Raw genomic sequence first — 26,336 nt, forward strand, 5'->3', positions numbered from 1 at the left:
GTCCCCGCGTCCATTCATCCGCCGGGCCGGCCGCCGCCGGGCAGGGCCTCCCGGGCCTCCTCCCCGCCGGACCGTTCCGCCGCGCCATCGCCTCTGCCGCCCTGCCCGCCGCGCGCGGCGGCCGCGATCCCTTCCGCCACCACCTCGCGCAGCCGCGGCTGCAGCGCCGGGTTCCCCGCCACCACGTTCCCGCTCGCGTAGGGGTCCCCGCCCTCGGGATCGGTCGCGAATCCCCCCGCCTCCCGCACGATCACCAGCCCTGCGGCGATGTCCCAGGGCTTCAGGTTCAGCTCCCAGTATCCGTCGTACCGGCCTGCCGCCACCCACGCGAGGTCGAGCGCCGCCGAGCCGAAGCGCCTGATCCCCGCCACCAGCGGCATCAGCCGCGCGAGGGTGTGGCTGAACTCCGCCTTGCGCGGCGCCCCCGCGAACGGGATCCCGGTCGCGAACACCGCCTCCCGCATCTCCCGCCGCGCCGAGACCCGGAGCCGCCGCTCGTTGAGGAACGCCCCCTTGCCCTGCTCGGCCCAGAACAGCTCGTCCGCCACCGGGTTGTAGATCACCCCAGCGACCAGTTCGGACCCCCCGCGCCCGGCCGGGTTCCGCCGCTCCACCCCGACGCTGACCGCCCAGTGCGGGATGCCGTGCAGGAAGTTCGTCGTCCCGTCGAGCGGGTCCACGACCCAGCGCCAGCGCCAGTCCGCCGCCCCCTCCTCCCCGCTCTCCTCGAGCAGGAAGGCGAAGTCCGGCCTGGCGCGCGAGAGCTCCGCGCGCAGCACCTCCTCGGCCCGGAGATCGGCCTGGGAGACGAAGTCGGACGGCCCCTTCACGCTGACCTGGAGCTGCTCGACCTCGCCGAAGTCGCGCAGCAGCCGTCGTCCGGCCTTGCGGACCGCGGTGGCGAGCACCTGCATCGCCGGCGACATGCGGGGAGAGGGCGGGGGCATGGTTCAGGCCTGAACGCGCGAGGGCTGGGCGGGGTCGGTGGCCGGCCGGACGGCCGGCCGGGCGATCGTCCGGCGACCGGCCGTCGCCGGCGTCCCGCCCCCCCCGGGGGGCGGCGGGGGCGTAGCGCGGGAGCGGGCGGAGGGACGGAGCGGCGAGGCGGACGGACGGCGCGCGGGGAACCGGGCGCGGGCCGGCCGTGCGCCCGGCCGGCCCGCGCTCGCTCCGGCCGGCCCGGCGGGCGTCCCGCCCCACCGGCCGCCCGGTCCCTTCCGCCCGCCGCGCGCTCAGCCCTTCGCCCGCTCCACGTAGCTGCCGTCCGAGGTGCGGACGACGATCTTCTCGCCGGCGGTGATGAAGGGGGGCACCATGGTCTTCACGCCGTTCGACAGCACCGCGGGCTTGTAGGAGGAGGCGGCGGTCTGCCCCTTCACCACCGGATCGGCCTGGACCACCTCCAGCACCACCGTCTCGGGCAGTTCGATCGCGACCGGCTCGCCCTCGATGAGGCGGACGTTCACGGTCATGTTTTCCTGCAGGAAGGGCAGGCGGTCGCCGAGGATCTCCTTGGGCACCGAGATCTGCTCGTAGGTCTCGGGATCCATCAGGACGAGGTTGTCGCCCTCCATGTAGGAGAAGATGTATTCCTTGTCCTCCGTCGTCAGCCGCTCGACGGTGTCGGAGGTGCGCCAGCGCTGGTCCTTCTTCGCGCCGGTCTTGATGTTGCGCATCTCCACCTGGATCACGGCCGCGCCCTTGCCGGGGATCATGATGTTCTGCTTGAGGATGGTGTAGCGCTGGCCTTCGAACTCGATGACCATGCCAGGGCGCATCTGGTTGGCCTGCATCTTCGCCATGGGAGTCGCGTCCGGATCGGGTGGTGGAAAGGAGCGGGCGCGCCGGGGGCGCGGGTGGGCGGGGGTTTAGTCGCGCCGGGGGGAAAGGGGAAGAGCGGGGGCGACAACGCCGCTCCTCCGGGGCCTGCACCAGGCGGAGGGCCGCGGCGACGAGCCGTCCGGCAGGCCCGCAGCGGGGCCGCCCGCCCCGTCCCGTCAGTCCGGGGCGCCGGTGGCGGCGAGGCGCAGGATGACGGCGTAGTGGCACGCGGCGGCGGCGAGCACGAGCGCGTGCCAGAGGGCGTTGTGATAGGGCAGGCGCGTCGCGAGGTGGACCAGGACGCCCAGGCTGTAGAGCAGACCGCCCGCGACGAGCAGCGCCAGGTCCGGGGGCGGCAGCGCCGAGAGCAGCGGCCCGAGGGCCACCACCCCCGCCCAGCCGAGCACGAGGTAGGCGGCGATCGAGGCGCGCTCGAAGCGGGCCGGCGCCAGGAGCTTGACCGCCACCCCGCCCGCCGCGCCGGCCCAGACCGCGCCGAGCAGCCCCCAGCCCCAGGCGCCGCCGATGGCGAGCAGCGCGACCGGCGTGTAGGTGCCGGCGATCATCGCGAAGATCGCCGCGTGGTCGAGGCGCCGCAGCCGGGCCTTCCGCGCGCCGTCGGCGGCCAGGTTGTAGAGGGCGGAGCAGCCGAGCATGGCGAGGAGCCCGGCGGCGTAGAAGCCGAGCGCGACCGCGGCACGCAGGCCGACGGGCCGCGCCGCCGCCAGCAGGCCGCAGGCGGCGAGCGCGCCGGCGATGCCGAGCGCGTGCACGAGCGCGTCGGCCGCGCGCTCGCCCCGGCTGTAGCGGCTTCGTTCCCACATCGCGGCATCATGATGCCGCGCGGCGCGGTGGCCCGCCACCTGCCGGCGCGGCCGCGGGGTATCCGCGACTTGGCGCCCCCGTGCTGCGGGCGCAGCGCGCGCGGGACAGCCTGCCGCGGCCGGCCGCCGCTCCCGGGAGCGACCGCCCCGGCCCGGATGGCCGCGCGGCGGCCGTGCGCCGGACCGGCCGCCCGGCAGGGCGCCGGCCGGCAGGCCGGGCTTCACGCCCCCCGGATCGCGCCGGTGCGCGCCTCGCGCGCGGCCCTCACGCGGCCGGCCCGGCGTCGCCCGGCGGCGGCCCGGCGGACGCCTCCGCCGGGCCGGCCGGGGGCACCGGCCGCGCGCCGAGCAGGTGCGCGATCGCGTAGGTCAGGTCGGCCCGGTTCAGGGTGTAGAAGTGGAACTCGTCCACGCCGTTGGCCTGCAGCAGCCGCACCTGCTCGGCGGCGACCACGGCCGCGACCATGCGGCGCGTCTCCGGGTCCTCCTCCAGCCCCTCGAACAGCCGCGGCATCCAGGCCGGGATCGAGGCCCCGCACATCGCGCTGAACCGCTTCACCTGCTGGAAATTCGACACCGGCAGGATGCCGGGAACCACCGGCACGGTGATCCCGGCGGCGAGGCAGCGGTCGAGGAAGCGCAGGAAGACGTCGGTATCGAAGAAGTACTGGGTGATCGCCCGCGTCGCCCCGGCGTCTATCTTGCGCTTGAGGTTGTCGAGGTCCTGTTCGGGCGAGAGCGCCTGCGGGTGCGTCTCCGGGTAGGCGGCGACCGAGATCTCGAAGGGCGCCACGCGCGCGAGGCCCGCCACCAGGTCCACGGCGAAGGCGTAGCCCTCCGGATGCGGCTCGTAGCGGGCCTGGCCGGCGGGCGGGTCGCCGCGCAGCGCGACGATGTGGCGCACCCCGGCCTCCCAGTAGCGCCGCGCCACCGCGTCCACCTCGGCGCGCGAAGCGCCGACGCAGGTGAGGTGCGCCGCCGGCGTCAGCGTCGTCTCGCGCAGGATGCGCACGACCGTGGCGTGGGTGCGCTCCTGGGTCGAGCCGCCGGCGCCGTAGGTGACGGAGACGAAGCGCGGGCGCAGCGGCTCCAGCCGGCGGATGGCGGCCCAGAGCTGCTGCTCCAGCGCCTCGGTGCGCGGCGGGAAGAACTCGAAGGAGAGGCGCGGCGCGGCCTCGGGCGGCGCCGGCAGGCCGGCGACGCGCGGGCCGGTCAGCCAGCGCCGCAACGTTCCGGCGGCGCCGTCCTTCGCCGGGGCGGCGGCGCCGTCCGGCGCGGCGGGGGAGGAGTGGGCGTCCATGGGCCGGGCATCTCTCGCGAATCGCGGTCCCGCGCGCAAGGGATGCGCCGCGGGCCGGCCATGGCGGAGACGGGGGCGGGGCATGCAACATTCGGTTGCTTTCGGCGCCCGGAAGGCGTGCTAGGGGAGGCGCCGCGGCCCCGCGCACGGCCGCCCGCCCTCGGCCCGTCCGGGTGGCGTTCCGCCCCCGGCACGGCCTCCGCCCCCGGACCCGCCTCACCATGGGACACGCCGTCTCGCCCGCTCCGAATCCCATGCCGCCTCCGCTGCCGCCGGACCGGGGGCGGCCCCCTGCCGCCGCGCGGGCGCCGCTGTCCGGGCGGGGCGGTCCGGAGGCGGCGCGGCGGTGCGGCCGGCCCGAACACGGCGCCGCCTGGTCGCGCACGGCCGGGGCAGGGCCGGCCGAGGATCCGCCCGGCCCGCCTCCCGGCGCAGCGCAGGCAACCCGCGCGTCCCTGCCGGGTTTGTGCGGACGGCCCGGCCGAGGCGCCGCTCCGGCCGGGACCGGGCGCGGCGGACCTCCCGCATGCCGGGCGGGAGGCCGCCGGGGCGTGGACCCGCGCGACCGGCTGCCCGAAAGGGCGGCGGAGCCCCGGGGCCGCGGGCGCGCGCCCCGGGCGACGACCCGCCGCGCCGTCCGCCGGGAGTGGCGCGCGGCGGCCGCGGGCCGGGCCGGCGCCGCCGGGCCCGGCCCGGTTTCCGGATCGCCACCGCCGCGCCGCCATTGAGGCCCGCCGGCCTCGCCCCCGCGCCCACCGCATGAGGAGACAGGAGACGATGATGCCGGGAGAGCCTCCCGCCGGTCCCGCCGCCCACCCCGCCCGCCGCGCCGTCCTGCGGGCCGCCGGCATGGCCGGAGCCGCCGCCGTGGCGCTGCCCGCCGCCGGACTGCCGCCGCGCGGCGCCTGGGCCCAGGCGATGGACATCGCCCGCGCCACCGCCTTCATCCAGCAGACCGGCAACCAGCTCGTCGCCGCGATCAACGACCCGAACCTCACCCTGCCGCAGCGCCGCCAGCGGGTGGCGGACATCCTGCGCCGCGCCGTGGACATCGAGGGGGTGGGACGGTTCATCCTCGGCCGCTACGCGCGGCAGGCGACGCCGGAGCAGCTCGCCGAGTACATGCGGCTGTTCGAGGAGGTGATCATCCGCAACCTCTCGGCGCGCTTCGGCGAATACCAGGGGGTGCGGTTCTCCCTCGGCCGCAGCCAGCAGCGCACGGAGGACGACGTGCTGGTCACCACGATCATCGAGCGCCCCAACACCCAGCCCTTCACGCTCGACTGGCGGGTGAGCGAGGTCGGCGGCCAGCCGAAGGTCGTGGACGTGATCGCGGAGGGGACCTCGCTGCGGCTGACCACGCGGAGCGAGTACGCGGCGGTGATCCAGCGCAACGGCGGCAGCATCGACGCGCTGCTCGCCGCGATGCGCAACCAGATCCAGCAGCTCGCGGCGCGCGAGCAGGGCGGCGCGGCGCGCTAGGGCGGATCGCGGACGGCCCGAATCAGCCGGGAGCGGGAATCCGCCCGGCAGACACCGCGCCGGAGCCACTGCCGTGCGCCCAGCCGAGCGGAAAAAACGGCGCTGGCGGCGCGGGCCGCCGCTCCCTGCCGCCCCCCCGGCGTCCGCTCAGGCGGCAAGGAAGGCGCGGATCCGCTCGGCGGCCTGCGCGATGCCGAACAGCCCGTCCAGGTGTCCGCGGTCGCCGCCGAGCGGCGCGACCTCGACCGGGCGGCCGTGGCGGCGCAGCGCCTCGACCAGCTCGTCCACCGCGCCGGGCGGGAAGATCCAGTCGGTCGCGGCCGGCACCACCAGCCAGCGCGCCCGGCTGCGCGACACCGCCGCCTCCAGGCTCGGGTACTCGTTGAGGAAGAGCTGGTTCGCCCGCACCATGTAGAGGAAGGAATTGGCGTCCGTCGCCCGCGCCCGCGCCGCGCCGGCGGCGTCGAGGACGCGCTCGATCTCGAAGCGGTCGCCGAGGCGCCGCGCCGGGTCCTGCCCCTGCGCGACGCGGCGGTTGAACTGGCGCGTCCAGGCGCGGTCCTGCGCCTGCAGGGTGACGATCTTCCACGCCTCGGCGAGGCCGCGCAGCGGCGGCTCGCGGCCGTAGTAGTCGCCGTTGCGCCAGTTCGGATCGAGGCGGATCGGCGCCGCCCAGATGTCGAGCCAGCCCTGGAGCCAGGCGTCGAGCTCGCCGGCGATCACCGGCATCGCCCGCTCGACCATCTCGGGATAGGCCGCCGCCCACTCGATCGTGTTGAGGCCGCCGTTGCTCGGCCCGGCGACGAGGGCGAGGCGCCGGATGCCGAGGTGATCCACGAGGCGCCTGTGGACCTCGACGAAGTCGCGCAGCGAGACCACGGGGAAGGACAGGCCGTAGGGCCGCCCGGTCGCGGGATCCGTGGTGGCCGGCCCGGTCGTGGTGGTGTTCGGGTCGGCCGCGTTGACGTTGACCAGGTTGTCGGCGGCGACGACGAACCAGCGCTCGGTGTCGATCGCCTTGCCCGGGCCGATGATCGCGTCCCACCAGCCGGGCGGGCCGTCGCCGCCGCCGAGACGGCCGAAGGCGTGGCTGTTGCCGCTGAAGAAGTGGCTGATCAGCACCGCGTTGTCGCCCGCGGCGTTCAGCCGGCCCGCGGTCTGGTAGCCGATCCGGACGTTGGCGATGGTGTCGCCGCCGCGCGTGCGGTAGCTGCCGGCCTCGAAGACGCGCTTCTCCACGACCAGGGGCGGCGCCGCGGGCTGCGTCGGGGCGGGCCGGGCAAGCATCCCGCCGCCCAGCGCGGCCGCCGCGCCCGCCGCGACCAGTCCGCGCCGCGTCCAATCCCGCCTCATCGGTCCCTCCCGAACAGCGATCGCTCCCGCGCGGTATCGTGCCGGCGGCGGACGCACTTCGGCAAGGCTCGCGGCCCGGGCCCCGGGGCGGCGCCCGGGGCCGCACGTTGCGTCCCCTCCCCCTCCCTGCCAGGATCGCCCGTTCCCGGAGGCGATGCCCCATGCGTCTCGACGCCATCCCCATCGGCGAGGACCCGCCGCACGACGTCAACGTCGTCATCGAGGTCCCGATCGGCGGCGAGCCCATCAAGTACGAGATGGACAAGGAGGCGGGGACGCTGGTCGTGGACCGCTTCCTGCACACGCCGATGCGCTACCCGGGCAATTACGGCTTCATCCCGCACACGCTGTGCGAGGACGGCGACCCGATGGACGTCCTCGTCGCCAACACCCGCCCGATCGTGCCCGGCGCGGTGATGAACGTGCGGCCGGTCGGCGTGCTGAAGATGGAGGACGACGGCGGGACGGACGAGAAGATCATCGCCGTCCCGGTGACGCGGCTGACCCAGCGCTACGTGCACGTGCGCAACCATACCGACCTGCCGCGGATCACGCTGGAGCAGATCCGCCACTTCTTCGAGCACTACAAGGACCTCGAGCCCGGCAAGTGGGTGCGGGTGCTCGGCTGGGGCGACGCGGAGGAGGCGAAGCGCCTGATCGCCGAGGCGATCGCCCGGGGCGCGGCCGGCCGCGCCCGCGGCGGCCGATAGGCCCCGCGTCCGGGGCCGGCCGCGCCCCGCCCCACCGGCCCGCCGTTGCGCCTCCGCCGCGCCCTGCTTATACGGGGCCGCCCGATGGGGGCCGCCCGGGGCGGGGCGCCCCTCCCCGCCGTGCCCGCCCCACACGGAACACCGAGGGAGTACCGGTCTTGCAGACCATCGCCCTGCTCCTGGTCATCGCGCTGGGAGCGCTGTCCATCGTCTATGGCTACCTGACCGTGAAGGACGTCATGGCGCGCGACGCCGGCTCCCCACGGATGCAGGAGATCGCGCGCGCCATCCAGGAGGGCGCCTCCGCCTACCTCAAGCGCCAGTACACCACGATCGGCGCCGTCGGCCTGGCGCTGTTCGTCGTCGTCTGGGTGCTGCTCGGCTTCTGGGTCGCGCTCGGCTTCCTGATCGGCGCCGTGCTCTCGGGCGCGGCCGGGTTCATCGGCATGAACGTCTCCGTGCGCGCCAACGTCCGCACCGCGCAGGCGGCGATGCAGTCGCTGGCCGCGGGGCTCGACGTCGCCTTCAAGGCGGGGGCGGTGACCGGCATGCTGGTGGCCGGCCTCGCCCTGCTCGGCGTCGCGATCTACTTCTTCGTGCTCAGCACGCTGCTCGGCTATCCGGCGACCAGCCGCACCGTGATCGACGCCCTGGTGGCGCTCGGCTTCGGCGGCTCGCTGATCTCGATCTTCGCCCGCCTGGGCGGCGGCATCTTCACCAAGGGCGCCGACGTCGGCGGCGACATGGTCGGCAAGGTCGAGGCCGGCATCCCCGAGGACGATCCCCGCAACCCGGCGACCATCGCCGACAACGTCGGCGACAACGTCGGCGACTGCGCCGGCATGGCCGCCGACCTGTTCGAGACCTACGCGGTCACGACGGTCGCGACCATGGTGCTGGCGGCGATCGCCTTCGCCGAGGACAGCCTGCGCTGGGCCGGCATGCTGTTCCCGCTGGCGATCGGCGCGGTCTGCGTGGTGACCTCCATCGTCGGCACCTTCTTCGTGAAGCTGCCGGCGAACAACTCGATCATGGGGGCGATGTACCGCGGCTTCATCGTCACCGGGGTGCTCTCGCTGGTCGCGCTGCTGCCGCTCACCTACCTGGTGTTCGGCTCCGGCCCTATCACCGCGGGCGGCTTCAGCTTCGGGCCCTTCGCGCTGTTCCTCTGCGGGGTGGTCGGCCTCGCGGTGACCGGCCTCATCATCTGGGTGACCGAGTACTACACCGGCACCGACTTCCGGCCGGTGCGGGCGATCGCGGAGGCCTCGCAGACCGGGCACGGCACCAACGTGATCCGCGGCCTCGCCGTCTCGATGGAGGCGACCGCGCTCCCGGCGCTGATCGTCATCGCCGGCGTGCTGATCGCCTACAACCTGGCCGGCCTCTACGGCATCGCCGTGGCGGTGACGACGATGCTCTCCCTCGCCGGCATGGTGGTCGCGCTCGACGCCTTCGGGCCGGTCACCGACAACGCCGGCGGCATCGCCGAGATGGCGGGGCTGCCGAAGGAGGTGCGCCACGCCACCGACGCGCTGGATGCGGTCGGCAACACCACCAAGGCGATCACCAAGGGCTACGCGATCGGCTCGGCGGGCCTCGGCGCGCTGGTGCTGTTCGCGGCCTACACGCAGGACCTCAGCTACTTCGCGGCGAACCCGGACCGCTTCCCGTACTTCCGCGACGTCGGGCCGATCACCTTCTCGCTCTCCGACCCCTACGTCGTGGTCGGCCTGCTGTTCGGCGGGCTGCTGCCCTACCTGTTCGGCGGCATCTCGATGACCGCGGTCGGCCGCGCGGCGCAGAGCGTGGTCGAGGAGGTGCGCCGGCAGTTCCGCGAGAAGCCGGGGATCATGCAGGGCACCGACCGGCCGGACTACGGCCGCGCGGTGGACATGCTGACCAGGGCGGCGATCCGCGAGATGATCGTCCCCAGCCTGCTGCCGGTGCTGGGGCCGATCGTGGCCTTCCTGGTGGTGCTGTGGATCGCGGGCAAGGCCGCGGCCTTCTCTGCGCTCGGCGCGATCCTGCTCGGCGTGATCGTCACCGGCTTCTTCGTCGCGGTCAGCATGACCACGGGCGGCGGCGCCTGGGACAACGCGAAGAAGTACATCGAGGACGGGCACTACGGCGGCAAGGGCTCGGAGGCCCACAAGGCCGCGGTGACCGGCGACACGGTCGGCGACCCGTACAAGGACACGGCGGGGCCGGCGGTGAACCCGATGATCAAGATCACCAACATCGTCGCCCTGCTGCTGCTCGCGGTGCTCGCGGCCGGCGGGCACTGAACGGCGCCGACGCGGCCGGCGCGCCGCGTCCCGTCCCGGGCCCCTCCCTCGCGGCCGCGAGGGAGGGGTTTTCCTTGTCCGGCCGTCGCCGGCGCGCCGGGGCCCCCTCAGCCGGCCCTTAGGCGGTCGGGCACGTGCAGCCCGAGCCGCACCGGGATCGGCCACAGCTCGCGCACCGTGCGCAGCACGCGGAACCCGGCCGCGAGGTAGCCCGGCAGCGCCCGCGGGTGGTCGGCGGTGCAGGTGTTGACCGTCAGCGCCCGCGGCTTCTCCGCCCAGGCGGTATCCACCGCGTGGCGGAGGAAGGGGGTGCCGAGCCGCCTGCCGATGGCGAACGGCATCAGCCCGAAATAGCTGAGGTTGGTCGCGTGCGGCGCGCGGCGGTCGAGCTCGTAGAACCCGGCCGGCTGCCCGCCGAGGTAGAGCACGTGCACCGTGACGCCCGGATGGGCGAGGATGGCCGCGATCTCGGCGTCCGGCGCCGCCCGCCGCAGCCACCAGAGATAGTCCTGCCCGACCGTGTTGTAGAGGAAGCGGTAGAAGGGCACCGTGCAGCGCGGCTGCACGCGCACCACCTGCGCGCCGCGCGGCAGCGGCCGCCCCGGCCCCTCGGGCGGCGCGTCCATGCGCAGGAAGGTCACGTCCACGGCGGCGGTGACGGTCGCCTCCCTCGCCTCCGCCGCGGACATGGCGTCAGTTGTCCAGGAAGGAGCGCAGCTTGCGCGAGCGCGAGGGGTGCTTGAGCTTGCGGAGCGCCTTGGCCTCGATCTGGCGGATGCGCTCGCGCGTGACGTTGAACTGCTGGCCGACCTCCTCCAGCGTGTGGTCGGTGTTCATGCCGATGCCGAAGCGCATGCGCAGCACGCGCTCCTCGCGCGGCGTCAGCGAGGCGAGCACCCGCGTCGTCGCCTCGCGCAGGTTGGACTGGATCGCGGCCTCGAGCGGGATGACCGCGTTCTTGTCCTCGATGAAGTCGCCGAGATGGCTGTCCTCCTCGTCGCCGATCGGCGTCTCGAGGCTGATCGGCTCCTTGGCGATCTTCAGCACCTTGCGCACCTTCTCGAGCGGCATGCCGAGCTTCTCGGCGAGCTCCTCCGGCGTCGGCTCCCGCCCGATCTCGTGCAGCATCTGGCGCGAGGTGCGCACCAGCTTGTTGATCGTCTCGATCATGTGCACGGGGATGCGGATGGTGCGCGCCTGGTCGGCGATCGAGCGCGTGATCGCCTGGCGGATCCACCAGGTGGCGTAGGTCGAGAACTTGTAGCCGCGGCGGTACTCGAACTTGTCCACCGCCTTCATCAGGCCGATGTTGCCCTCCTGGATCAGGTCCAGGAACTGCAGGCCGCGGTTGGTGTACTTCTTGGCGATGGAGATGACGAGGCGCAGGTTGGCCTCGATCATCTCCTTCTTCGCCTGGGTCATGTCGCGCTCGCCGCGGCTGACCGTGGCGAAGACGCGCTTGAACTCGCCGATCGGCAGGCCGGCCTCGTTGGCGACCTCGGCGATCCTAGCGCGGATCGCCTCGACCTCGTCGCGCGACCTGGCGGCGAAGGCCCGCCAGTGCTTGCCGAGCTTCGCGACGCTGTCGAACCAGCCCGGGTCGAGCTCGCGGCCGCGCCACTGCTCGAGGAACTCCTCGCGCTTGATCTTGCTCGCCTCCGCGAGGCGGAGCACCTGGCCCTCGAGGCTGGTGAGGCGGCGATTGAGGCCCTTGAGCTGGTCGACCAGCTCCTCGATCCGGTTGTTGTGGAGATGGACCTTCTCGACCAGCGCGACCAGCTCCTGGCGCTGCCTGTCGTAGGCCTTCTCGCTGCGGCCGGCGAACTCCTCCCCGGAGGCGTAGGCCTCCATGCGGCGGCTGGCGAGCTTCTGCAGGCGCGAATAGGCGGTCTCGATCGCCTCGAAGGCGGCGAGCGCCTCGGGCTTGAGCTTCTCCTCGAGGGCGGAGAGCGAGAGGCCGATCCCCTCGGCGTCCTCGTCCTCGGCCTCCTCCTCCGCCTCGGCCCGGGCGGCCGCGGCGCCGTTGCCGCCCGCGGCCGCGGCGGTCCCGCCGCCGGCCACCGCCGCCTCGGCGCTCTCGGCATTGGCCGTGGCCTCGAGGTCGATGACGTCGCGCAGCAGCATCTTTCCTTCCTTGACCGCCTCGTGCCAGCGCACGATCGCCTGGAAGGTGAGGGGGCTCTCGCACAGGCCCCCGATCATCATGTCGCGACCCGCCTCGATGCGCTTGGCGATCGCGATCTCGCCCTCGCGCGAGAGCAGCTCGACCGAGCCCATCTCGCGCAGGTACATGCGCACGGGGTCGTCGGTGCGGCCGAGGCTCTCCTCGTCCACGTTGCCGCCCGACTCCTCCTCCTCCTCGCCCTCGCCGGCGGCCGCCCGGGCGACGGGCCGCGCCGCGGCGGGCCCCTCGATGTCCTCGCTCTCCTCGCTCTCGACGACGTTGATGCCCATCTCGTTGAGCTGGGCCATGGTGTCCTCGATCAGCTCGGAGGACACCTGCTCGGAGGGCAGCGCGGCGTTGAGCTCGTCATAGGTGACGTAGCCGCGCTCCTTGCCCCGGGTGATGAGCTTCTTGACCGAGGCGGTCAGCATGTCGAGAAGGACGCCCTCCACCGCGTCCTCGCGGCCGTCCACCGTCTCGCCGCCGCCCCCCAGCTTGGTGCTCGCCATCCTGCGCTACCCCGCTCCATCGGACGCGGCGCGCCCCGGGTGTGCGAGCCGGGCGCGCCACGGTGATCCGCTACGTTATGGGTCCCCCGCGAACCCGTCCCGCCCGGAGGTGCCATCGCCGCGCCGCAGCGCGGCCAGCGCCTCGGTGAGGCGGATCAGGCGCCGCTGTGCCGCCGGGTCGTTGGTCTCGACCAGCGCCCGCTCCGCCTCGCGCCGGTCCTCGGCCAGATCGGCCTCCCCCCGGAGATAGCCGAAGAAGTGCCACCACGCGTCCAGCGCCTCTGCCGGCTGAGCATCGGCCATCGCGGCCGCCGGGAGGCCCGTGCCTTCGAGGGCCCAGGCCAGCGCGTCCGCCACGCCCGCCGAGGCGAGTTGGGACATCAGACCAGCCGAGTCAAGCGCACCCGCCCCGGCCCGCGAGGCCGCGGCGTGGCAGGCGAGGATCGCATCGCGAAGCCGTGTCGCCGCGCCCTGCGGCAGATCGAGCGCGGCGAGCGGCTCCTCGACCTCCGCGAGCAGCCAGGGATGGCGCAGCGTGATGGCGAGCAGGATGCGCGCGCGTTCCCGCCGCACCGCGGGCGGGTCCACGGGCGGGCGCGGCAGGCGCGGCGGCGGCGCGGCCGGCGCGCCGCGGAGGCGCGGTGCGCCGGCCGGGCGCCGCGCGGCGGCGAAGAAGCGGTCGAGCAGCGCGCGCCGGTATTCGGCCGCCAGCGCCCGATCGCGGATGGCCCCGGCCGCGGCCACCAGGCGGTGGCGCAGCGCCGCGCGCTGCTCCGGCGCCTCCGGCAGCCGCCGGCCGGCAAGGATCGTGAACAGCGCCTCCGCGAGCGGGCGCGCCGCGTCCAGCACCGCCTGGAACGCCTGCGGCCCCTGCTTCGCCAGCAGCGTGTCGGGGTCCTCGCCGGCGGGCAGGGTCGCGATGCGCAGCGTCCGCTCCGGCGCGAGCAGCGGCAGGGCGGCCATGGCCGCGCGCTCCGCCGCGCGCGCGCCGGCGGCGTCGCCGTCGAAGCAGAGCACCGGCTCGGGCGTGAGGCGCCAGAGTTCCTCGAGCTGCTCCTCCGTCAGCGCCGTGCCGAGAGGGGCCACCGCGCCGGCGAAGCCCGCCTGGTGCAGCGCGATCACGTCCATGTAGCCCTCGACCACGACCACCGCGGCGCCGCGGAATGCCGCCTCGCGCGCGAGGTCGAGGCCGTAGAGCGCGCGGCGCTTCCGGAACAGCGCCGTCTCCGGGCTGTTGACGTATTTCGGCTGGCCGTCGCCGAGCAGGCGCCCGCCGAAGCCGATCACGCGGCCGCGCCGGTCGCGGATCGGGAACATCACCCGGTGGAAGAAGAAGTCGGCGAAGCCGCCCTCGTCCTCGCGCGGCTTCAGGAGCCCCGCCGCGACGAGCTGCTCGGGCGCGATCCCCTCCGCCCGGAGGTCGGCGGCGAGCGCGCCGCGCCCGGCGCCGGACCAGCCGAGGCCGAAGCGGGCGATGGTCTCCTCGCTCAGGCCGCGGCGCCGCAGGTAGTCGAGGGCGGGCTGGCCCTCGGGCAGGCGCAGCCGGCGCGCGAAGGCGGCGGCGGCGGCGGCGAGGACGGCGTGGAGGTCGCGCGCCTCGCGCTCGCGCTCGGCGGCGGCCGCGCTCGGCTTCGGCACCTCGAGCCCGGCCTCCGCCGCCAGCCGCTCCACCGCCTCGGGGAAGGAGGCGCCCTCGGCGCGCATGAGGAAGGCGATGGCATCGCCGTGCGCGCCGCAGCCGAAGCAGTGGAAGTGGTCCTCGTAGACGTAGAAGGACGGGGTCTTCTCCTGATGGAAGGGGCAGCAGCCCTTCCACTGGCGCCCCCCGGCGCGGGCGAGCCGCACCTTGCGCCCGATCAGCGCGGCGAGCGGGGTGCGGGCGCGCAGCTCGTCGAGGAAGGCGGAGGGCAGGGCCATGGCGCGGGCACGCGATCCTAGCACGATCCGGGCACGATCCGGCGGCGGATCGCCCGCGGCGGCCGCCGGGCGGGACGGTGCCGGCGCGGAGCATCCGGCACGGCGCCGGGATTCGGCCCGGCGGGCCGGAGGCGCCGGGGCGGCCGGATCGGGACCGCCGGTGCGGCGCGCGGCGCGGCCTCCCCTTCCCCCGCAGCCGGCGCGCGCGGCGGGGAGGGGGGCGGCGCGAGCGGATCGAGGACGGCTGCAACGGCCGCGAGCGTGGATCCGCCCGGCGCCAGCGCGCCGGCGCCCTTTGCGCGCACTGCCGGGCGGCGACGACGCGGAAGCCGTTCCCGCGCGCCCGTGCTCGCGGCAACCGCTCTGGCGCCGTGTCTGCCGCGCGGATTCACGATCCCGACCGTTCCCGGCCGAGCGCGCTCCGCGCTAGCCGCCGAGCCGCGCCTTCACCAGCGGGCCGGCCTTGGCGAGATCGAGCGTGGCGCCGTGCTTCGCCCGCAGCGCGGCCATCACCTTGCCCATGTCCCTGGGGCCGGCGGCGCCGGTCTCGGCCACCGCCTGCTCGATGGCGGCGCGCATCGCCGCCTCGTCCATCTGCTGCGGCAGGAAGGACTCGATGATGCGGATCTCGGCCTCCTCCTTCTCCGCCAGGTCCTGGCGGCCGCCCCGGCGATAGAGCTCGGCGCTCTCGCGGCGGGACTTCACCATGCCGCGCAGCATGGCGACGATCTGCTCCTCCGGCACCTTGTCCACGCCGGAGGGACGGGCGGCGATGTCGGCCTCCTTGAGCCGGGCGAGGATCATCCGCAGGGTCGAGGTGCGCGCGGCGTCGCCGGCCTTCATCGCGGCCTTCAGCTCCTCGGTGAAGCGGGTGCGCAGGTCCATCGGCGGCTCCTCGGGCGTGGGAGGCCGGGGTATAGCGCGGCCGGCGCGGCGGCGGCAGGCGGGGCGCCGGGCCCGGCCGCGCGCCTTGGAAAAAACTTCCCGCCCCGCGCTCGCTCTCCGTTGCCACGGGAAGTTTTTTCCGGCATGAGGGGGCCATGCGCTCCGTCGAAGAGATCCTCGCCCTGATGGGCGGGCCGGAGGCCGCCGCCGCGCGCTGTGGCGTCGGCGTCGAGGCCGTGCGCAAATGGCGCCAGGCGCGCGCCATCCCGGCCAAGCACTGGCCGGCGGTGCTCGCCGCCACCGGCCTCCCGCTCGCCGAGCTGCCCGGCGCCCCCGCCCCCCTCGCCCCCCGCCCGGAGACCCCCGCGATGCCCGAGACGCCCGACAGCGCCGCGCCGCCGGAGGGCGCGACCGCCGCCCTCGTCCTCGGCGACGGCACGGTGCTCTGGGGCCGGGGCTTCGGCGCGCACGGGACGCGGGTGGGCGAGGTCTGCTTCAACACCGGCATGACCGGCTACCAGGAGACGCTGACCGATCCCTCCTACGCCGGGCAGATCATCACCTTCACTTTCCCCCACATCGGCAATGTCGGCGCCAATGCGGAGGACATCGAGGCGACGACCCCGGCCGCGCGCGGCCTCGTGGTGAAGCAGGACATCACCGAGCCGTCCAACTGGCGCGCCACCTGGCGCCTCGACCAGTGGCTGAAGAGCCACGGCGTGCCGGGCATCGCCGGCGTGGACACGCGGGCGCTCACCGCGCGCATCCGCGACGGCGGCGCGCCGAACGGCGTGCTGTGCTTCCCGGCCGACGGGCGCTTCGACCTCGCCGCGCTGCGGCGGGAGGCGCGGGCGTGGTCGGGCCTCGAGGGGATGGACCTGGCGCGCGAGGTCTCCTGCCGGCAGTCCTACCGCTGGGACGAGACGGAATGGGTCTGGCCGCGCGGCTACGGCCGCCAGACCGCGCCGCGCCACCGGGTGGTGGCGGTGGACTACGGGGCGAAGCGCAACATCCTGCGCTGCCTCGCCTCCGCCGGCTGCGAGGTGATCGTGGTGCCCGCCACCGCGACCGCGGAAGAGATCCTGCGCCACGCCCCGGACGGCGTGTTCCTCTCCAACGGCCCCGGCGACCCGGCGGCGACGGCGGAATACGCCGTGCCCGCGATCCGCGGCGTGCTGGAGCGCGGCGTGCCGCTGTTCGGCATCTGCCTCGGCCACCAGCTGCTCGCCCTCGCCCTCGGCGCGCGCACCTACAAGATGGCGCGCGGCCACCGCGGCGCGAACCAGCCCGTGAAGGACCTGGCCACCGGAAAGGTCGAGATCACCAGCCAGAACCACGGCTTCGCGGTGGACGAGGCGACCCTGCCGCCGCAGGTCCGCCCCACCCACGTCTCGCTGTTCGACGGCTCCAACGAGGGCATCGCCTGCGCCGACCGCCCGGCCTTCTCGGTGCAGTACCATCCGGAGGCGAGCCCGGGGCCGAGCGACAGCCACCACCTGTTCCACCGCTTCGTCGCGCTGATCGAGAGGCACAAGGGAGGGGGCGCCAGGGCATGAGCGGGATGTTCGACCTCGGCGGGCGCGTGGCGCTCGTCACCGGCGGCAACGGCGGGATCGGCCTCGGGCTTGCGCGCGGGATGGCGCGCTGCGGCGCGGCGGTGATGGTGGCGGGGCGGAATGCGGCGAAGAACGCGGCGGCGGTGGCGGAGCTCTCCGCCCTCGGCGCGCGGGCGGAGGCGGTAGAGGCGGACGTCACCGACCCGGACTCGGTCGCGGCGATGGTGGCGCGCACGGTGGAGCGCCTCGGGCGGCTCGACATCCTGGTGAACAACGCCGGCACCAACATCCGCCGCCGGCCGGAGGAGTACCGCCTCGAGGACTGGCGCACCGTGCTCGACACCAACCTCACCAGCGCCATGCTGGCGGCGCGGGCGGCCTATCCGCACCTCAAGGCCGGCGGGCACGGGCGGGTGATCAACATCGGCTCGATGCTCTCGATCTTCGGCCTGCCCTTCCACATCGCCTACGGCGCCTCCAAGGGCGGGATCGTGCAGATGACGCGCTCCCTGGCGGTGGCGTGGGCGCCGGACGGGATCACGGTGAACGCGCTGCTGCCGGGCTGGATCGACACCGAGCTGACGCGCAAGGCGCGCGAGGACATGCCGGCGCTGAACGCCAACGTGCTGGCGCGCACGCCGATGGGGCGCTGGGGCGACCCGCGGGATTTCGAGGGGATCGCCGCGTTCCTCGCCTCCGACGCGGCGGCCTTCGTCACCGGCACGGCGATCCCGGTGGACGGCGGGTTCTCGGTGCAGGGGTGAGATGCCCGCGGCCGAAACCCTCCTCGTCTTCGCCGCGCTCTCGCTCGGCCTGGCGCTGACGCCCGGGCCGAACATGCTCTACCTCGTCTCGCGCACGCTGGCGCAGGGGACGCGGGCGGGGGTGATCTCGCTGCTCGGCTGCCAGTGCGGCAGCCTGGTGATCATGCTGCTCGCCGCCGCCGGCATCACCGCGGCGCTGCTCGCCATTCCCTACGCGTGGGACGCGCTGCGGCTCGGCGGCGCGGCCTATCTCGGCTACCTCGCCTGGCAGTGCCTGCGCCCCGGCGCGGCGCCGGTCTTCGCCCCGCGCGCCCTGCCGCGCGAGGGCGCGGCGCGGCTGTTCGGCCTCGGCTTCGCCACCGCGGCGCTGAACCCGAAGGTGGCGCTGTTCTACATGGCAGTGCTGCCGCCCTTCCTCGACCCGGCGCGCGGCGCCGTGTTCCTCCAGGGTGCGGCGCTCGGCGCGGTGCAGATCGCCATCGCGATCGCCTTCGACGCCGCGCTCGTGCTCGGCGCCGGCTCCGTGGCGCGCTTCCTCGCCGGGCGGCCGGCCTGGATGGCGGCGCAGCGCTGGGTGCTGGGCGGCGCGCTGGCGCTGCTCGCGGCGAAGCTCGCCACCGAGACGCGGCGATGACCGCCCGCCCCCCGCCGCGCCGCGCCGCCCCGGGCGGCGCCGTCCGCCCCTGTCCGCCCCGTTCCCCGTTCCGCTGAGTCCGCCCCCATGCCGAAGCGCACCGACATCGCCTCCATCCTCATCATCGGCGCCGGCCCGATCGTCATCGGCCAGGCCTGCGAGTTCGACTATTCCGGCGCCCAGGCCTGCAAGGCGCTGAAGGAGGAGGGCTACCGGGTGATCCTGGTGAACTCCAACCCGGCGACGATCATGACCGACCCGGGGCTCGCCGACGCCACCTACATCGAGCCGATCACGCCCGAGATCGTCGAGAAGATCATCGCCAAGGAGCGCCCCGACGCGCTGCTCCCCACCATGGGCGGGCAGACGGCACTGAACACGGCGATGAAGCTCGCCGCCTCCGGCGCGCTGGAGAGGTACGGCTGCGAGCTGATCGGCGCCCGCGCCGAGGTGATCGAGAAGGCCGAGGACCGCCAGAAGTTCCGCGACGCGATGGCGCGGATCGGCATCGAGAGCCCGAGGAGCGCCATCGCCCACAGCATGGCGGAGGCGTGGGAGGCGCTGGAGCAGGTGAAGCTGCCCTGCGTCATCCGCCCCTCCTTCACCCTCGGCGGCACCGGCGGCGGCATCGCCTACAACCGCGAGGAGTTCGAGCAGATCGTCACCGCCGGCCTCGCCGCCTCGATGACCACCGAGGTGCTGGTCGAGGAGAGCGTGCTCGGGTGGAAGGAGTTCGAGATGGAGGTGGTCCGCGACCGCGCGGACAACTGCATCATCGTCTGCTCGATCGAGAACCTCGACCCGATGGGCGTGCACACGGGCGATTCCGTCACCGTCGCCCCGGCGCTGACGCTGACCGACAAGGAATACCAGCGCATGCGCGACGCCTCGATCGCCTGCCTGCGCGAGATCGGGGTGGACACCGGCGGCTCCAACGTCCAGTTCGCGGTCAACCCGGCCGACGGGCGCATGGTCATCATCGAGATGAACCCGCGCGTCAGCCGCAGCAGCGCCCTCGCCTCCAAGGCCACCGGCTTCCCGATCGCCAAGGTCGCGGCCAAGCTCGCCGTCGGCTACACGCTCGACGAGCTCCGGAACGACATCACGCGCGTGACGCCGGCGAGCTTCGAGCCGACGATCGACTACGTGGTGGTGAAGATCCCGCGCTTCACCTTCGAGAAGTTCCCCGGCACGCCGCCCGTCCTCACCACCTCGATGAAGAGCGTCGGCGAGGCGATGGCGATCGGCCGCAGCTTCGCCGAGGCGCTGCAGAAGGGGCTGCGCAGCCTGGAGACCGGCCTCTCCGGCCTCGACGAGGTCGAGCCGCCGGGCGACGGCAGCGCCCAGGCCTTCCACGCCGCGCTGGCGACGCCCAAGCCGGACCGCGTGCTGATGGCCGCGCAGGCGCTGCGCGCCGGCGTCTCCGTCGCGGAGATCCACGAGGCGTGCCGCTACGATCCGTGGTTCCTGCGCGAGATCGAGAAGATCGTGCAGGCCGAGCGGGAGGTCCGCGCCCACGGCCTGCCGCGCGACGCGGCCGGCCTGCGCCGCCTCAAGGCGATGGGCTTCTCCGACCGCCGCCTCGCCGCCCTCGCCGGCACGACCGAGGCCGAGGTCGCGGCGCGCCGCCTCGCGCTCGGCGTCACCCCGGTGTTCAAGCGCATCGACACCTGCGCCGCGGAGTTCGCCTCCGCCACCGCCTACATGTACTCGACCTACGAAGGCGGCTTCGGCGCACCGGAGTGCGAGGCGCGCCCCTCCGACCGGAGGAAGGTCGTCATCCTCGGCGGCGGTCCGAACCGCATCGGCCAGGGCATCGAGTTCGACTACTGCTGCGTCCACGCCGCCTACGCGCTGCGCGAGGCCGGCATCGAGACCGTCATGGTCAACTGCAACCCGGAGACGGTCTCGACCGACTACGACACCTCCGACCGCCTCTACTTCGAGCCGCTGACCGCCGAGGACGTGATCTCCCTCATCCGCAAGGAGCAGGAGAGGGGCGAGCTGCTCGGCTGCATCGTGCAGTACGGCGGGCAGACGCCGCTCAAGCTCTCCCAGGCGCTGCACAAGGCGGGGATCCCGATCCTCGGCACCTCGGCGGAGGCGATCGACATCGCCGAGGACCGCGAGCGGTTCCAGCAACTGCTGAAGTCGCTCGGCCTCAAGCAGCCGCAGAACGGCACCGCGCGCACGCTGGAGGAGGCGTGCGCCGAGGCCGAGCGCATCGGCTATCCGGTGGTCGTCCGCCCCTCCTACGTGCTCGGCGGCCGGGCGATGGAGATCGCGCACGACCGCGCCCAGCTCCTGCGCTTCGGGCAGGAGGCGGTGCGCGTCTCCGGAGAGAACCCGATCCTCATCGACCAGTACCTCGCCGACGCGATCGAGGTGGACGTGGACTGCATCGCCGACGCGGCGGGCGAGGTCTATGTCGCGGGGGTGATGGAGCACATCGAGGAGGCCGGCATCCATTCCGGCGATTCCGCCTGCTCGCTGCCGCCCTACTCGCTGCCGCCCGCCGTCGTCACCGAGCTCAAGGCGGAGACCGAGGCGCTGGCCAGGGCGCTCAAGGTGCAGGGCCTGATGAACGTGCAGTACGCCGTCAAGGACGGCGAGATCTACGTCCTCGAGGTCAACCCCCGCGCCTCGCGCACCGTCCCCTTCGTCGCCAAGGCGACGGGCGTGCCGGTCGCCAAGATCGGCGCCCGCGTCATGGCCGGCGCGCTGCTGCGCGAGTTCGACCTCGACGACGCCGCCATCGCCCCGCATGTCGCGGTGAAGGAGGCGGTCTTCCCCTTCAACCGCTTCCCCAACGTGGACGTCATCCTCGGCCCCGAGATGAAGTCCACCGGCGAGGTGATGGGCCTCGACCACTCCTTCGAGCGGGCCTTCGCCAAGTCCCAGCTCGGCGCCGGGGTGCGGCTGCCGCTCGCCGGCACCGCCTTCCTCTCGGTCAGGGACAGCGACAAGGCCGCCGCCGTCTCGCTCGCCCGGCGCCTGCACGAGATGGGCTTCCGCCTGCTCGCGACGCGCGGGACGGCGGCGCGCATCCGCGAGGCCGGGCTGCCCTGCACCGTCGTCAACAAGGTGCTGGAGGGGCGGCCGCACTGCGTGGACGCGATCCGCTCGGGCGAGGTCCAGCTGGTCATCAACACCACCATGGGCGGGCAGAGCGTGGCGGACAGCTTCGACATCCGCCGCGGCGCGCTGACCCACGGCATCCCCCACTACACCACCATCGCCGGGGCCCGGGCGGCGGTGCACGCGATCGCCGCCCTCCGGGCCGGGACCCTTGATGTGGCGCCGCTTCAGGCCTATTTTTCCCGCAAGTTCTGAGCGGATCGGACGAGGCGGCCGACGGCAGGGTCCGGGCGGCGATCGTCGTCCTGTCCGCGCCATCCCCCGCCGGACGAGACGCTGACAGGAACGGGCGCCAGCGCCGGCGGGGCCGATCACGGGTTCCAGGGAAGGGCGTAGCGTCGTGCAGAAGATCCCCATGACCGCGGAAGGCCTCGCGCGCCTCGAGGAGGAGCTGAAGCAGCTCAAGTCCGAGGCGCGCCCCGCGATCATCCGCGCGATCGCGGAGGCCCGCTCGCACGGCGACCTCTCCGAGAACGCGGAGTACCATGCCGCGCGCGAGCGCCAGTCCTTCATCGAGGGCCGCATCGCCGAGCTCGAGGGCATCGTCGCCGCGGCCGAGGTGATCGACGTCTCGCGCCTCTCCGGCGACCAGGTGAAGTTCGGCGCGCGGGTGACGCTGATCGACGAGGAGACGGAGGAGCAGAAGACCTACCGCATCGTCGGCGCCTACGAGGCCGACATGAAGGAGGGCTCGATCTCCATCACCTCGCCGCTGGCCAAGGCGCTGATCGGCCGCCGCGTGGGCGAGTCCGTCGAGGTGCCGGCGCCCGGCGGCCCGCGCGCCTACGAGATCGCCGACATCCGGTTCGGCTGAGCCGCGGCGGCCCCGCCCGTGCCGCATCGCGGCCTCGCCCTGGGCGCGCCGGCGGAGCCGCCAGCGCCGCCGCCGATCGGCCTCGCCGAGCTGCGCGCCGCCGCGGAGCGCATCCGCGGCGCCGTTCGGCGCACGCCGACCGTCGAGTGCGGCACCCTCTCGCGCGCCGTCGGCTGCCGGGTCTTCCTCAAGCTCGACAACCTCCAGGCCACCGGGGCCTTCAAGGAGCGCGGCGCCGCCAACCGCCTCGCGCTGCTGAGCGCGCGCGAGCGCGCGGCGGGCGTGATCGCGATGTCGGCCGGCAACCACGCCCAGGCGGTGGCGCGCCACGCCCAGCGGCTCGGCATCGCCGCGACCATCGTCATGCCGCGCTTCACCCCCGCGACCAAGGTCACCCGCACCGAGGCCTGGGGCGCGCGCGTCGTGCTGCACGGCGAGACCCTGGCCGAGGCCGCGGCGCACGCGCACGAGCTCGCGCTGCGCGAGGGCCTCACCTTCGTCCACCCCTACGACGATCCGGCGGTGATCGCGGGCCAGGGCACGCTCGCCCTCGAGATGCTGGAGGACGCGCCGGAGATCGAGACGCTGGCGATCCCGGTCGGCGGCGGCGGGCTCGTCGCCGGCTGCGCCGCCGCGGCGGCGGAGCTGCGCCCCGACGTGACCGTGCTCGGCGTCGAGGTCGAGGGCTATCCCGCGATGGCGCAGCGCCTCGCCGGCCGCCCGGTCCAGGTCGGCGGCCCGACCATCGCCGAGGGCATCGCGGTGCGCGACGTGGGCGAGCTGCCGCTCGCCATGCTCCGCCGCCTCGGCACCGAGGTCCTGGTGGTGCCTGAGCGCGCGGTGGAGCAGGCGATCGCCATGCTGGTCGAGGAGGCCAAGGTGGTGGCGGAGGGCGCCGGCGCCGCCGGCCTCGCCGCCGTGCTCGCCCATCCCGAGCGCTTCGCCGGCAAGGCGGTCGGCGTGGCGGTGTGCGGCGGCAACATCGATTCCCGCATCCTCGCCAACGTGCTGCTGCGCAACCTGCTGCGCGACGGGCGGCTGCTGCGCCTGCACCTCGACATCCCGGACCGGCCGGGGGTGCTGGCGGACATCGCGGCGCGCGTCGCCGCCGCGGGGGGCAACGTGATCGAGGTCTCGCACCAGCGCCTGTTCGCCGCGCCCTCGGTGCAGTCGGCCGAGCTCGAGCTGATGATCGAGGTGCGCGACGCCGCCCAGGGCAACGCCATCGTCGCGGCGCTGGAGGCGGGGCAGTACGCGGTGCGGCGCGGGTAGCGGGCCGGCGGCGGCCGGCCGCAACCGGCCCAACGCCCCCTCGCAGAGGCGGCGGGCCGCCGGGGGGCCGGCGCGCCCGTACCCGGAGCGCCCGGCGCGGAGCGCGAGGGCCGCGCCCGCCGCGGTATCGGCTGGGGAGGACGGCGATCCGGAGGCGGTGGGGCCGCGCGCGGAGGCGGTCCGTCCCGCCCCCGCGGGCCGGCGCGGGGCCGGGGCGCCTTGCCAGCGGGCGGCGCGCGCGCCATGCATGGGGCGGCGCAGCCGCGGCGGCACGCCGGGCCCGTAGCTCAACGGTCAGAGCGGGCCGCTCATAACGGCTTGGTTGCAGGTTCGAGTCCTGCCGGGCCCAGGGCCGCGCCGGCATCCCCGCCCCGCGGCGGGCGGTGCCTTGCGCGCGCGGGGCGGGCCGGTAGAACGCGGCCCACCCCCCTTGATCCGTCAGGTCCCCCGCATCATGGCCGCCTACCAGTACGTCTACGTGATGAAGAACCTCACCAAGGCCTATCCGGGCGGACGTGAGGTCTTCAAAGGGATCACCCTCTCCTTCTTCCCCGACGCCAAGATCGGCGTGCTCGGCCCGAACGGCGCCGGCAAGTCCACGCTGCTGCGCATCATGGCGGGCCTCGACAAGGACTTCGGCGGCGAGGCGTGGGCCGCGGAGGGCGCGCGCGTCGGCTACCTGCCGCAGGAGCCGCAGCTCGACCCCAACCTGACGGTCGGCGAGAACGTGATGGGCGCCTTCGCCTCGGTGCAGGCCGACCTCGCCCGCTTCAACGAGATCAGCGCGAAGTTCGCCGAGCCGATGTCGGAGGAGGAGATGAACGCCCTCCTCGCCGAGCAGGCCGAGCTGCAGGAGCGCATCGACGCCGCCAACGGCTGGGAGCTCGAGCGCACGGTCGAGATCGCGCTCGACGCGCTGCGCTGCCCGCCGGCGGACAGCCCGGTGACGCACCTCTCGGGCGGCGAGAAGCGGCGCGTCGCGCTCTGCCGCCTGCTGCTCGAGAAGCCGGACCTGCTGCTGCTCGACGAGCCGACCAACCACCTCGACGCCGAGAGCGTCGCCTGGCTCGAGCGCACCTTGCGCGAGTACCCCGGCGCGGTGCTGGTCGTCACCCACGACCGCTACTTCCTCGACAACGTCACCGGCTGGATCCTGGAGCTCGACCGCGGGCGGGGCATCCCCTACCAGGGCAACTACTCCTCCTGGCTCGAGCAGAAGAGGAAGCGCCTGCAGCAGGAGGAGCGCGAGGAGAGCGCCCGCCAGCGCGCGCTGGCCGAGGAGCGGGAGTGGATCGCCTCCTCCCCGCGCGCGCGCCAGGCGAAGTCGCAGGCGCGCATCCGCGCCTACGAGGAGCTGCTCGCCAAGGCCAACGAGAAGGGGCCGGAGACCGCGGAGATCGTCATCCCGCCCGGACCGCGGCTCGGCAGCCTGGTGATCGAGGCCGAGCACCTGCGCAAGGGCTACGGCAACCGGCTGCTGATCGACGACCTCTCCTTCAAGCTGCCCCCGGGCGGCATCGTCGGCGTGATCGGCCCGAACGGCGCCGGCAAGACGACGCTGTTCCGCATGATCACCGGGCAGGAGCGGCCCGATGCGGGCAGCCTGCGCATCGGCGAGACGGTCGTGCTCGGCTACGTGGACCAGAGCCGCGACACGCTGAACGACGACAACACGGTGTGGGAGGAGATCTCCGGCGGCCAGGACACGATCCAGCTCGGCCGGCGCACGGTGCAGTCGCGCGCCTATGTCGCGGCGTTCAACTTCAAGGGGCCGGACCAGCAGAAGAAGGTCGGCGTGCTCTCGGGCGGCGAGCGCAACCGCGTGCACCTCGCCAAGGTGCTGAAGTCGGGCGCCAACGTGATCCTGCTCGACGAGCCGACCAACGACCTCGACGTGGACACGCTGCGCGCGCTGGAGGAGGCGCTGATGGACTTCGCCGGCTGCGCGGTGATCGTCAGCCACGACCGCTGGTTCCTCGACCGCGTCGCCACCCACATCCTCGCCTTCGAGGGGGACAGCCAGGTGGTCTGGTTCCAGGGCAACTACCAGGCCTACGAGGAGGACCGGCGCCGCCGCCTCGGCGCCGCCGCCGACCAGCCGCACCGCATCAAGTACAAGCCGCTGACGCGGTGAGCAGCGTCGCGCCGCTCGGCCCGCTCGCCACCCCGGGGCGCATCCTGCGCACCGAGCGGCTGATGCTGCTGCCGCCGGGCCCCGAGAACCTCGCCGACCTGATCCGCCTCAAGGCCGACGAGCGGGTCTTCGGCTGGATGCTTCACGGCACCCGCACGCCCGAGCGCACGCGCGAGGAGCTCGAGGACGACATGGAGTTCTGGCAGGTGCGCGGCTACGGCACCTGGTGCGTGTTCGAGCGCGCGAGCGGCGCCTTCCTCGGCATCTGCGGCTTCATGGAGCGGCCGGACGGGCGCGGCGTGGCGCTGCGCTTCGCGCTGTGGCCGGAGTGCCGCGGCAAGGGCTTCGCGCGGGAAGCGGCGCGGGCGGCGCTCGCCTTCGGCCACCGCGCGGGGCTGCGGCGCATCATCGCCGTGGCGCGCGAGACCAACCGCGCCTCGCGCGCCGTGCTCGCCGACATCGGCATGCGCGAGTGCGGGGAGTTCCTGCACCAGGGCCACCGCATGCTGGTGTTCGAATCGGTGGCCTGAGCGGGCGCGGACCGGAGCCGCTTCCGCCCGGCCGGGCGCGCGGCCACGGCTCCGGCGCGTTGGCTGGCGGACGGATTCCCGCTCCCGGCCGTTCCCGGCCGTCCGCGCTCCGCTCTAGGTCCTGGACTCAAACCGTGTCCACAGCCGGATGGCGGCGAGGGCGACGGTGGAGAGGTAGTTGCGTGCGAGCTTGTCGAAGCGTGTGGCGATGCGGCGGAAATGCTTGAGGCGATTGAAGCAT

The 26,336-nt window shown here is 74.3% G+C and carries 20 protein-coding genes and 1 tRNA gene; 12 read left to right on the forward strand and 9 right to left on the reverse strand.

Annotation, left to right across the window (positions count from 1 at the left end; all coding sequences use genetic code 11):
• Nucleotides 1–14: 14 nt before the first annotated feature.
• From K1J50_RS11260 to metF, 4 genes are all read right to left on the reverse strand, one after another.
• Nucleotides 15–914: an inositol monophosphatase family protein gene (locus K1J50_RS11260; RefSeq protein WP_220117828.1), complete on the reverse strand. Its 900-nt coding sequence runs from the start codon at nucleotides 912–914 to the stop codon at nucleotides 15–17.
• Between the two features lie 318 nt (nucleotides 915–1,232).
• Nucleotides 1,233–1,802 (reverse strand): elongation factor P, encoded by a 570-nt coding sequence (gene efp / locus K1J50_RS11265; RefSeq protein WP_220117809.1) that lies wholly within the window; start codon nucleotides 1,800–1,802, stop codon nucleotides 1,233–1,235.
• 195 nt (nucleotides 1,803–1,997) lie between these two features.
• Nucleotides 1,998–2,645 (reverse strand): PAQR family membrane homeostasis protein TrhA, encoded by a 648-nt coding sequence (gene trhA / locus K1J50_RS11270; RefSeq protein WP_220117810.1) that lies wholly within the window; start codon nucleotides 2,643–2,645, stop codon nucleotides 1,998–2,000.
• A gap of 265 nt (nucleotides 2,646–2,910) precedes the next feature.
• Nucleotides 2,911–3,945 (reverse strand): methylenetetrahydrofolate reductase [NAD(P)H], encoded by a 1,035-nt coding sequence (gene metF, locus K1J50_RS11275; RefSeq protein WP_220117811.1) that lies wholly within the window; start codon nucleotides 3,943–3,945, stop codon nucleotides 2,911–2,913.
• Between the two features lie 867 nt (nucleotides 3,946–4,812).
• Between metF and K1J50_RS11280 the strand changes: the two genes are divergently transcribed.
• A complete protein-coding gene (locus K1J50_RS11280) occupies nucleotides 4,813–5,427 on the forward strand; it encodes an MlaC/ttg2D family ABC transporter substrate-binding protein (RefSeq protein WP_369413577.1) in 615 nt (204 codons plus the stop codon).
• 147 nt (nucleotides 5,428–5,574) lie between these two features.
• Here the strand turns inward: K1J50_RS11280 and K1J50_RS11285 are convergent, their stop codons facing one another.
• Nucleotides 5,575–6,780: an E22 family MetX-like putative esterase gene (locus K1J50_RS11285; protein WP_220117813.1), complete on the reverse strand. Its 1,206-nt coding sequence runs from the start codon at nucleotides 6,778–6,780 to the stop codon at nucleotides 5,575–5,577.
• A 161-nt stretch (nucleotides 6,781–6,941) separates the two neighbouring features.
• Here K1J50_RS11285 and ppa point away from each other — a divergent pair, with 161 nt between their 5' ends.
• Together ppa and K1J50_RS11295 are read left to right on the forward strand one after the other, a co-directional pair.
• Complete coding sequence (gene ppa, locus K1J50_RS11290) at nucleotides 6,942–7,490, forward strand: inorganic diphosphatase (protein ID WP_220117814.1); 549 nt, start codon at nucleotides 6,942–6,944, stop codon at nucleotides 7,488–7,490.
• A gap of 158 nt (nucleotides 7,491–7,648) precedes the next feature.
• Nucleotides 7,649–9,778: a sodium-translocating pyrophosphatase gene (locus K1J50_RS11295; RefSeq protein ID WP_220117815.1), complete on the forward strand. Its 2,130-nt coding sequence runs from the start codon at nucleotides 7,649–7,651 to the stop codon at nucleotides 9,776–9,778.
• Nucleotides 9,779–9,885: 107 nt separating this feature from the next.
• On the opposite strand, the gene K1J50_RS11300 is transcribed toward K1J50_RS11295, so the two are convergent.
• From K1J50_RS11300 to K1J50_RS11315, 4 genes are all read right to left on the reverse strand, one after another.
• Nucleotides 9,886–10,467, reverse strand: coding sequence for a GNAT family N-acetyltransferase (locus K1J50_RS11300; RefSeq protein WP_220117816.1), 582 nt, complete (start codon nucleotides 10,465–10,467; stop codon nucleotides 9,886–9,888).
• Between the two features lie 4 nt (nucleotides 10,468–10,471).
• Complete coding sequence (gene rpoD / locus K1J50_RS11305) at nucleotides 10,472–12,451, reverse strand: RNA polymerase sigma factor RpoD (RefSeq protein WP_220117817.1); 1,980 nt, start codon at nucleotides 12,449–12,451, stop codon at nucleotides 10,472–10,474.
• Nucleotides 12,452–12,526: 75 nt separating this feature from the next.
• Nucleotides 12,527–14,368, reverse strand: a complete 1,842-nt coding sequence (dnaG, locus tag K1J50_RS11310) for a DNA primase (protein WP_220117818.1) — start codon at nucleotides 14,366–14,368, stop codon at nucleotides 12,527–12,529.
• A gap of 426 nt (nucleotides 14,369–14,794) precedes the next feature.
• A complete protein-coding gene (locus tag K1J50_RS11315) occupies nucleotides 14,795–15,253 on the reverse strand; it encodes a GatB/YqeY domain-containing protein (protein ID WP_220117819.1) in 459 nt (152 codons plus the stop codon).
• Between the two features lie 155 nt (nucleotides 15,254–15,408).
• On the opposite strand from K1J50_RS11315, the gene carA reads away from it, so the two are divergent.
• The 9 genes from carA (at nucleotide 15,409) to K1J50_RS11360 (ending at nucleotide 26,095) form a co-directional block, all read left to right on the forward strand.
• Entirely contained in the window at nucleotides 15,409–16,809 is a 1,401-nt protein-coding gene (carA, locus tag K1J50_RS11320) for a glutamine-hydrolyzing carbamoyl-phosphate synthase small subunit (RefSeq protein ID WP_220117820.1), read from the forward strand.
• Complete coding sequence (locus K1J50_RS11325) at nucleotides 16,806–17,573, forward strand: SDR family NAD(P)-dependent oxidoreductase (protein WP_220117821.1); 768 nt, start codon at nucleotides 16,806–16,808, stop codon at nucleotides 17,571–17,573. The genes carA and K1J50_RS11325 overlap by 4 nt, the downstream gene beginning before the upstream one ends.
• A 1-nt stretch (nucleotide 17,574) precedes the next feature.
• Nucleotides 17,575–18,207 (forward strand): LysE family translocator, encoded by a 633-nt coding sequence (locus tag K1J50_RS11330; protein ID WP_220117822.1) that lies wholly within the window; start codon nucleotides 17,575–17,577, stop codon nucleotides 18,205–18,207.
• An 87-nt stretch (nucleotides 18,208–18,294) separates the two neighbouring features.
• Nucleotides 18,295–21,540 carry a carbamoyl-phosphate synthase large subunit gene (carB, locus tag K1J50_RS11335; RefSeq protein WP_220117823.1) on the forward strand — a complete coding sequence of 1,082 codons (3,246 nt, stop codon included), beginning with the start codon at nucleotides 18,295–18,297 and terminating at the stop codon, nucleotides 21,538–21,540.
• A gap of 145 nt (nucleotides 21,541–21,685) precedes the next feature.
• A complete protein-coding gene (gene greA / locus K1J50_RS11340) occupies nucleotides 21,686–22,159 on the forward strand; it encodes a transcription elongation factor GreA (protein ID WP_220117824.1) in 474 nt (157 codons plus the stop codon).
• Between the two features lie 75 nt (nucleotides 22,160–22,234).
• Nucleotides 22,235–23,431 (forward strand): threonine ammonia-lyase, encoded by a 1,197-nt coding sequence (locus K1J50_RS11345; protein ID WP_220117829.1) that lies wholly within the window; start codon nucleotides 22,235–22,237, stop codon nucleotides 23,429–23,431.
• A gap of 276 nt (nucleotides 23,432–23,707) precedes the next feature.
• A tRNA-Ile gene (locus K1J50_RS11350) sits at nucleotides 23,708–23,780 on the forward strand.
• A 105-nt stretch (nucleotides 23,781–23,885) separates the two neighbouring features.
• Entirely contained in the window at nucleotides 23,886–25,565 is a 1,680-nt protein-coding gene (gene ettA / locus K1J50_RS11355) for an energy-dependent translational throttle protein EttA (RefSeq protein WP_220117830.1), read from the forward strand.
• Nucleotides 25,562–26,095 (forward strand): GNAT family N-acetyltransferase, encoded by a 534-nt coding sequence (locus K1J50_RS11360; protein ID WP_369413579.1) that lies wholly within the window; start codon nucleotides 25,562–25,564, stop codon nucleotides 26,093–26,095. Before ettA ends, K1J50_RS11360 begins: the two co-directional genes overlap by 4 nt.
• Nucleotides 26,096–26,336 lie beyond the last annotated feature (241 nt).

Source organism: Caldovatus aquaticus (assembly GCF_019458025.1).
Classification (GTDB): Bacteria; Pseudomonadota; Alphaproteobacteria; order Acetobacterales; family Acetobacteraceae; genus Caldovatus; species Caldovatus aquaticus.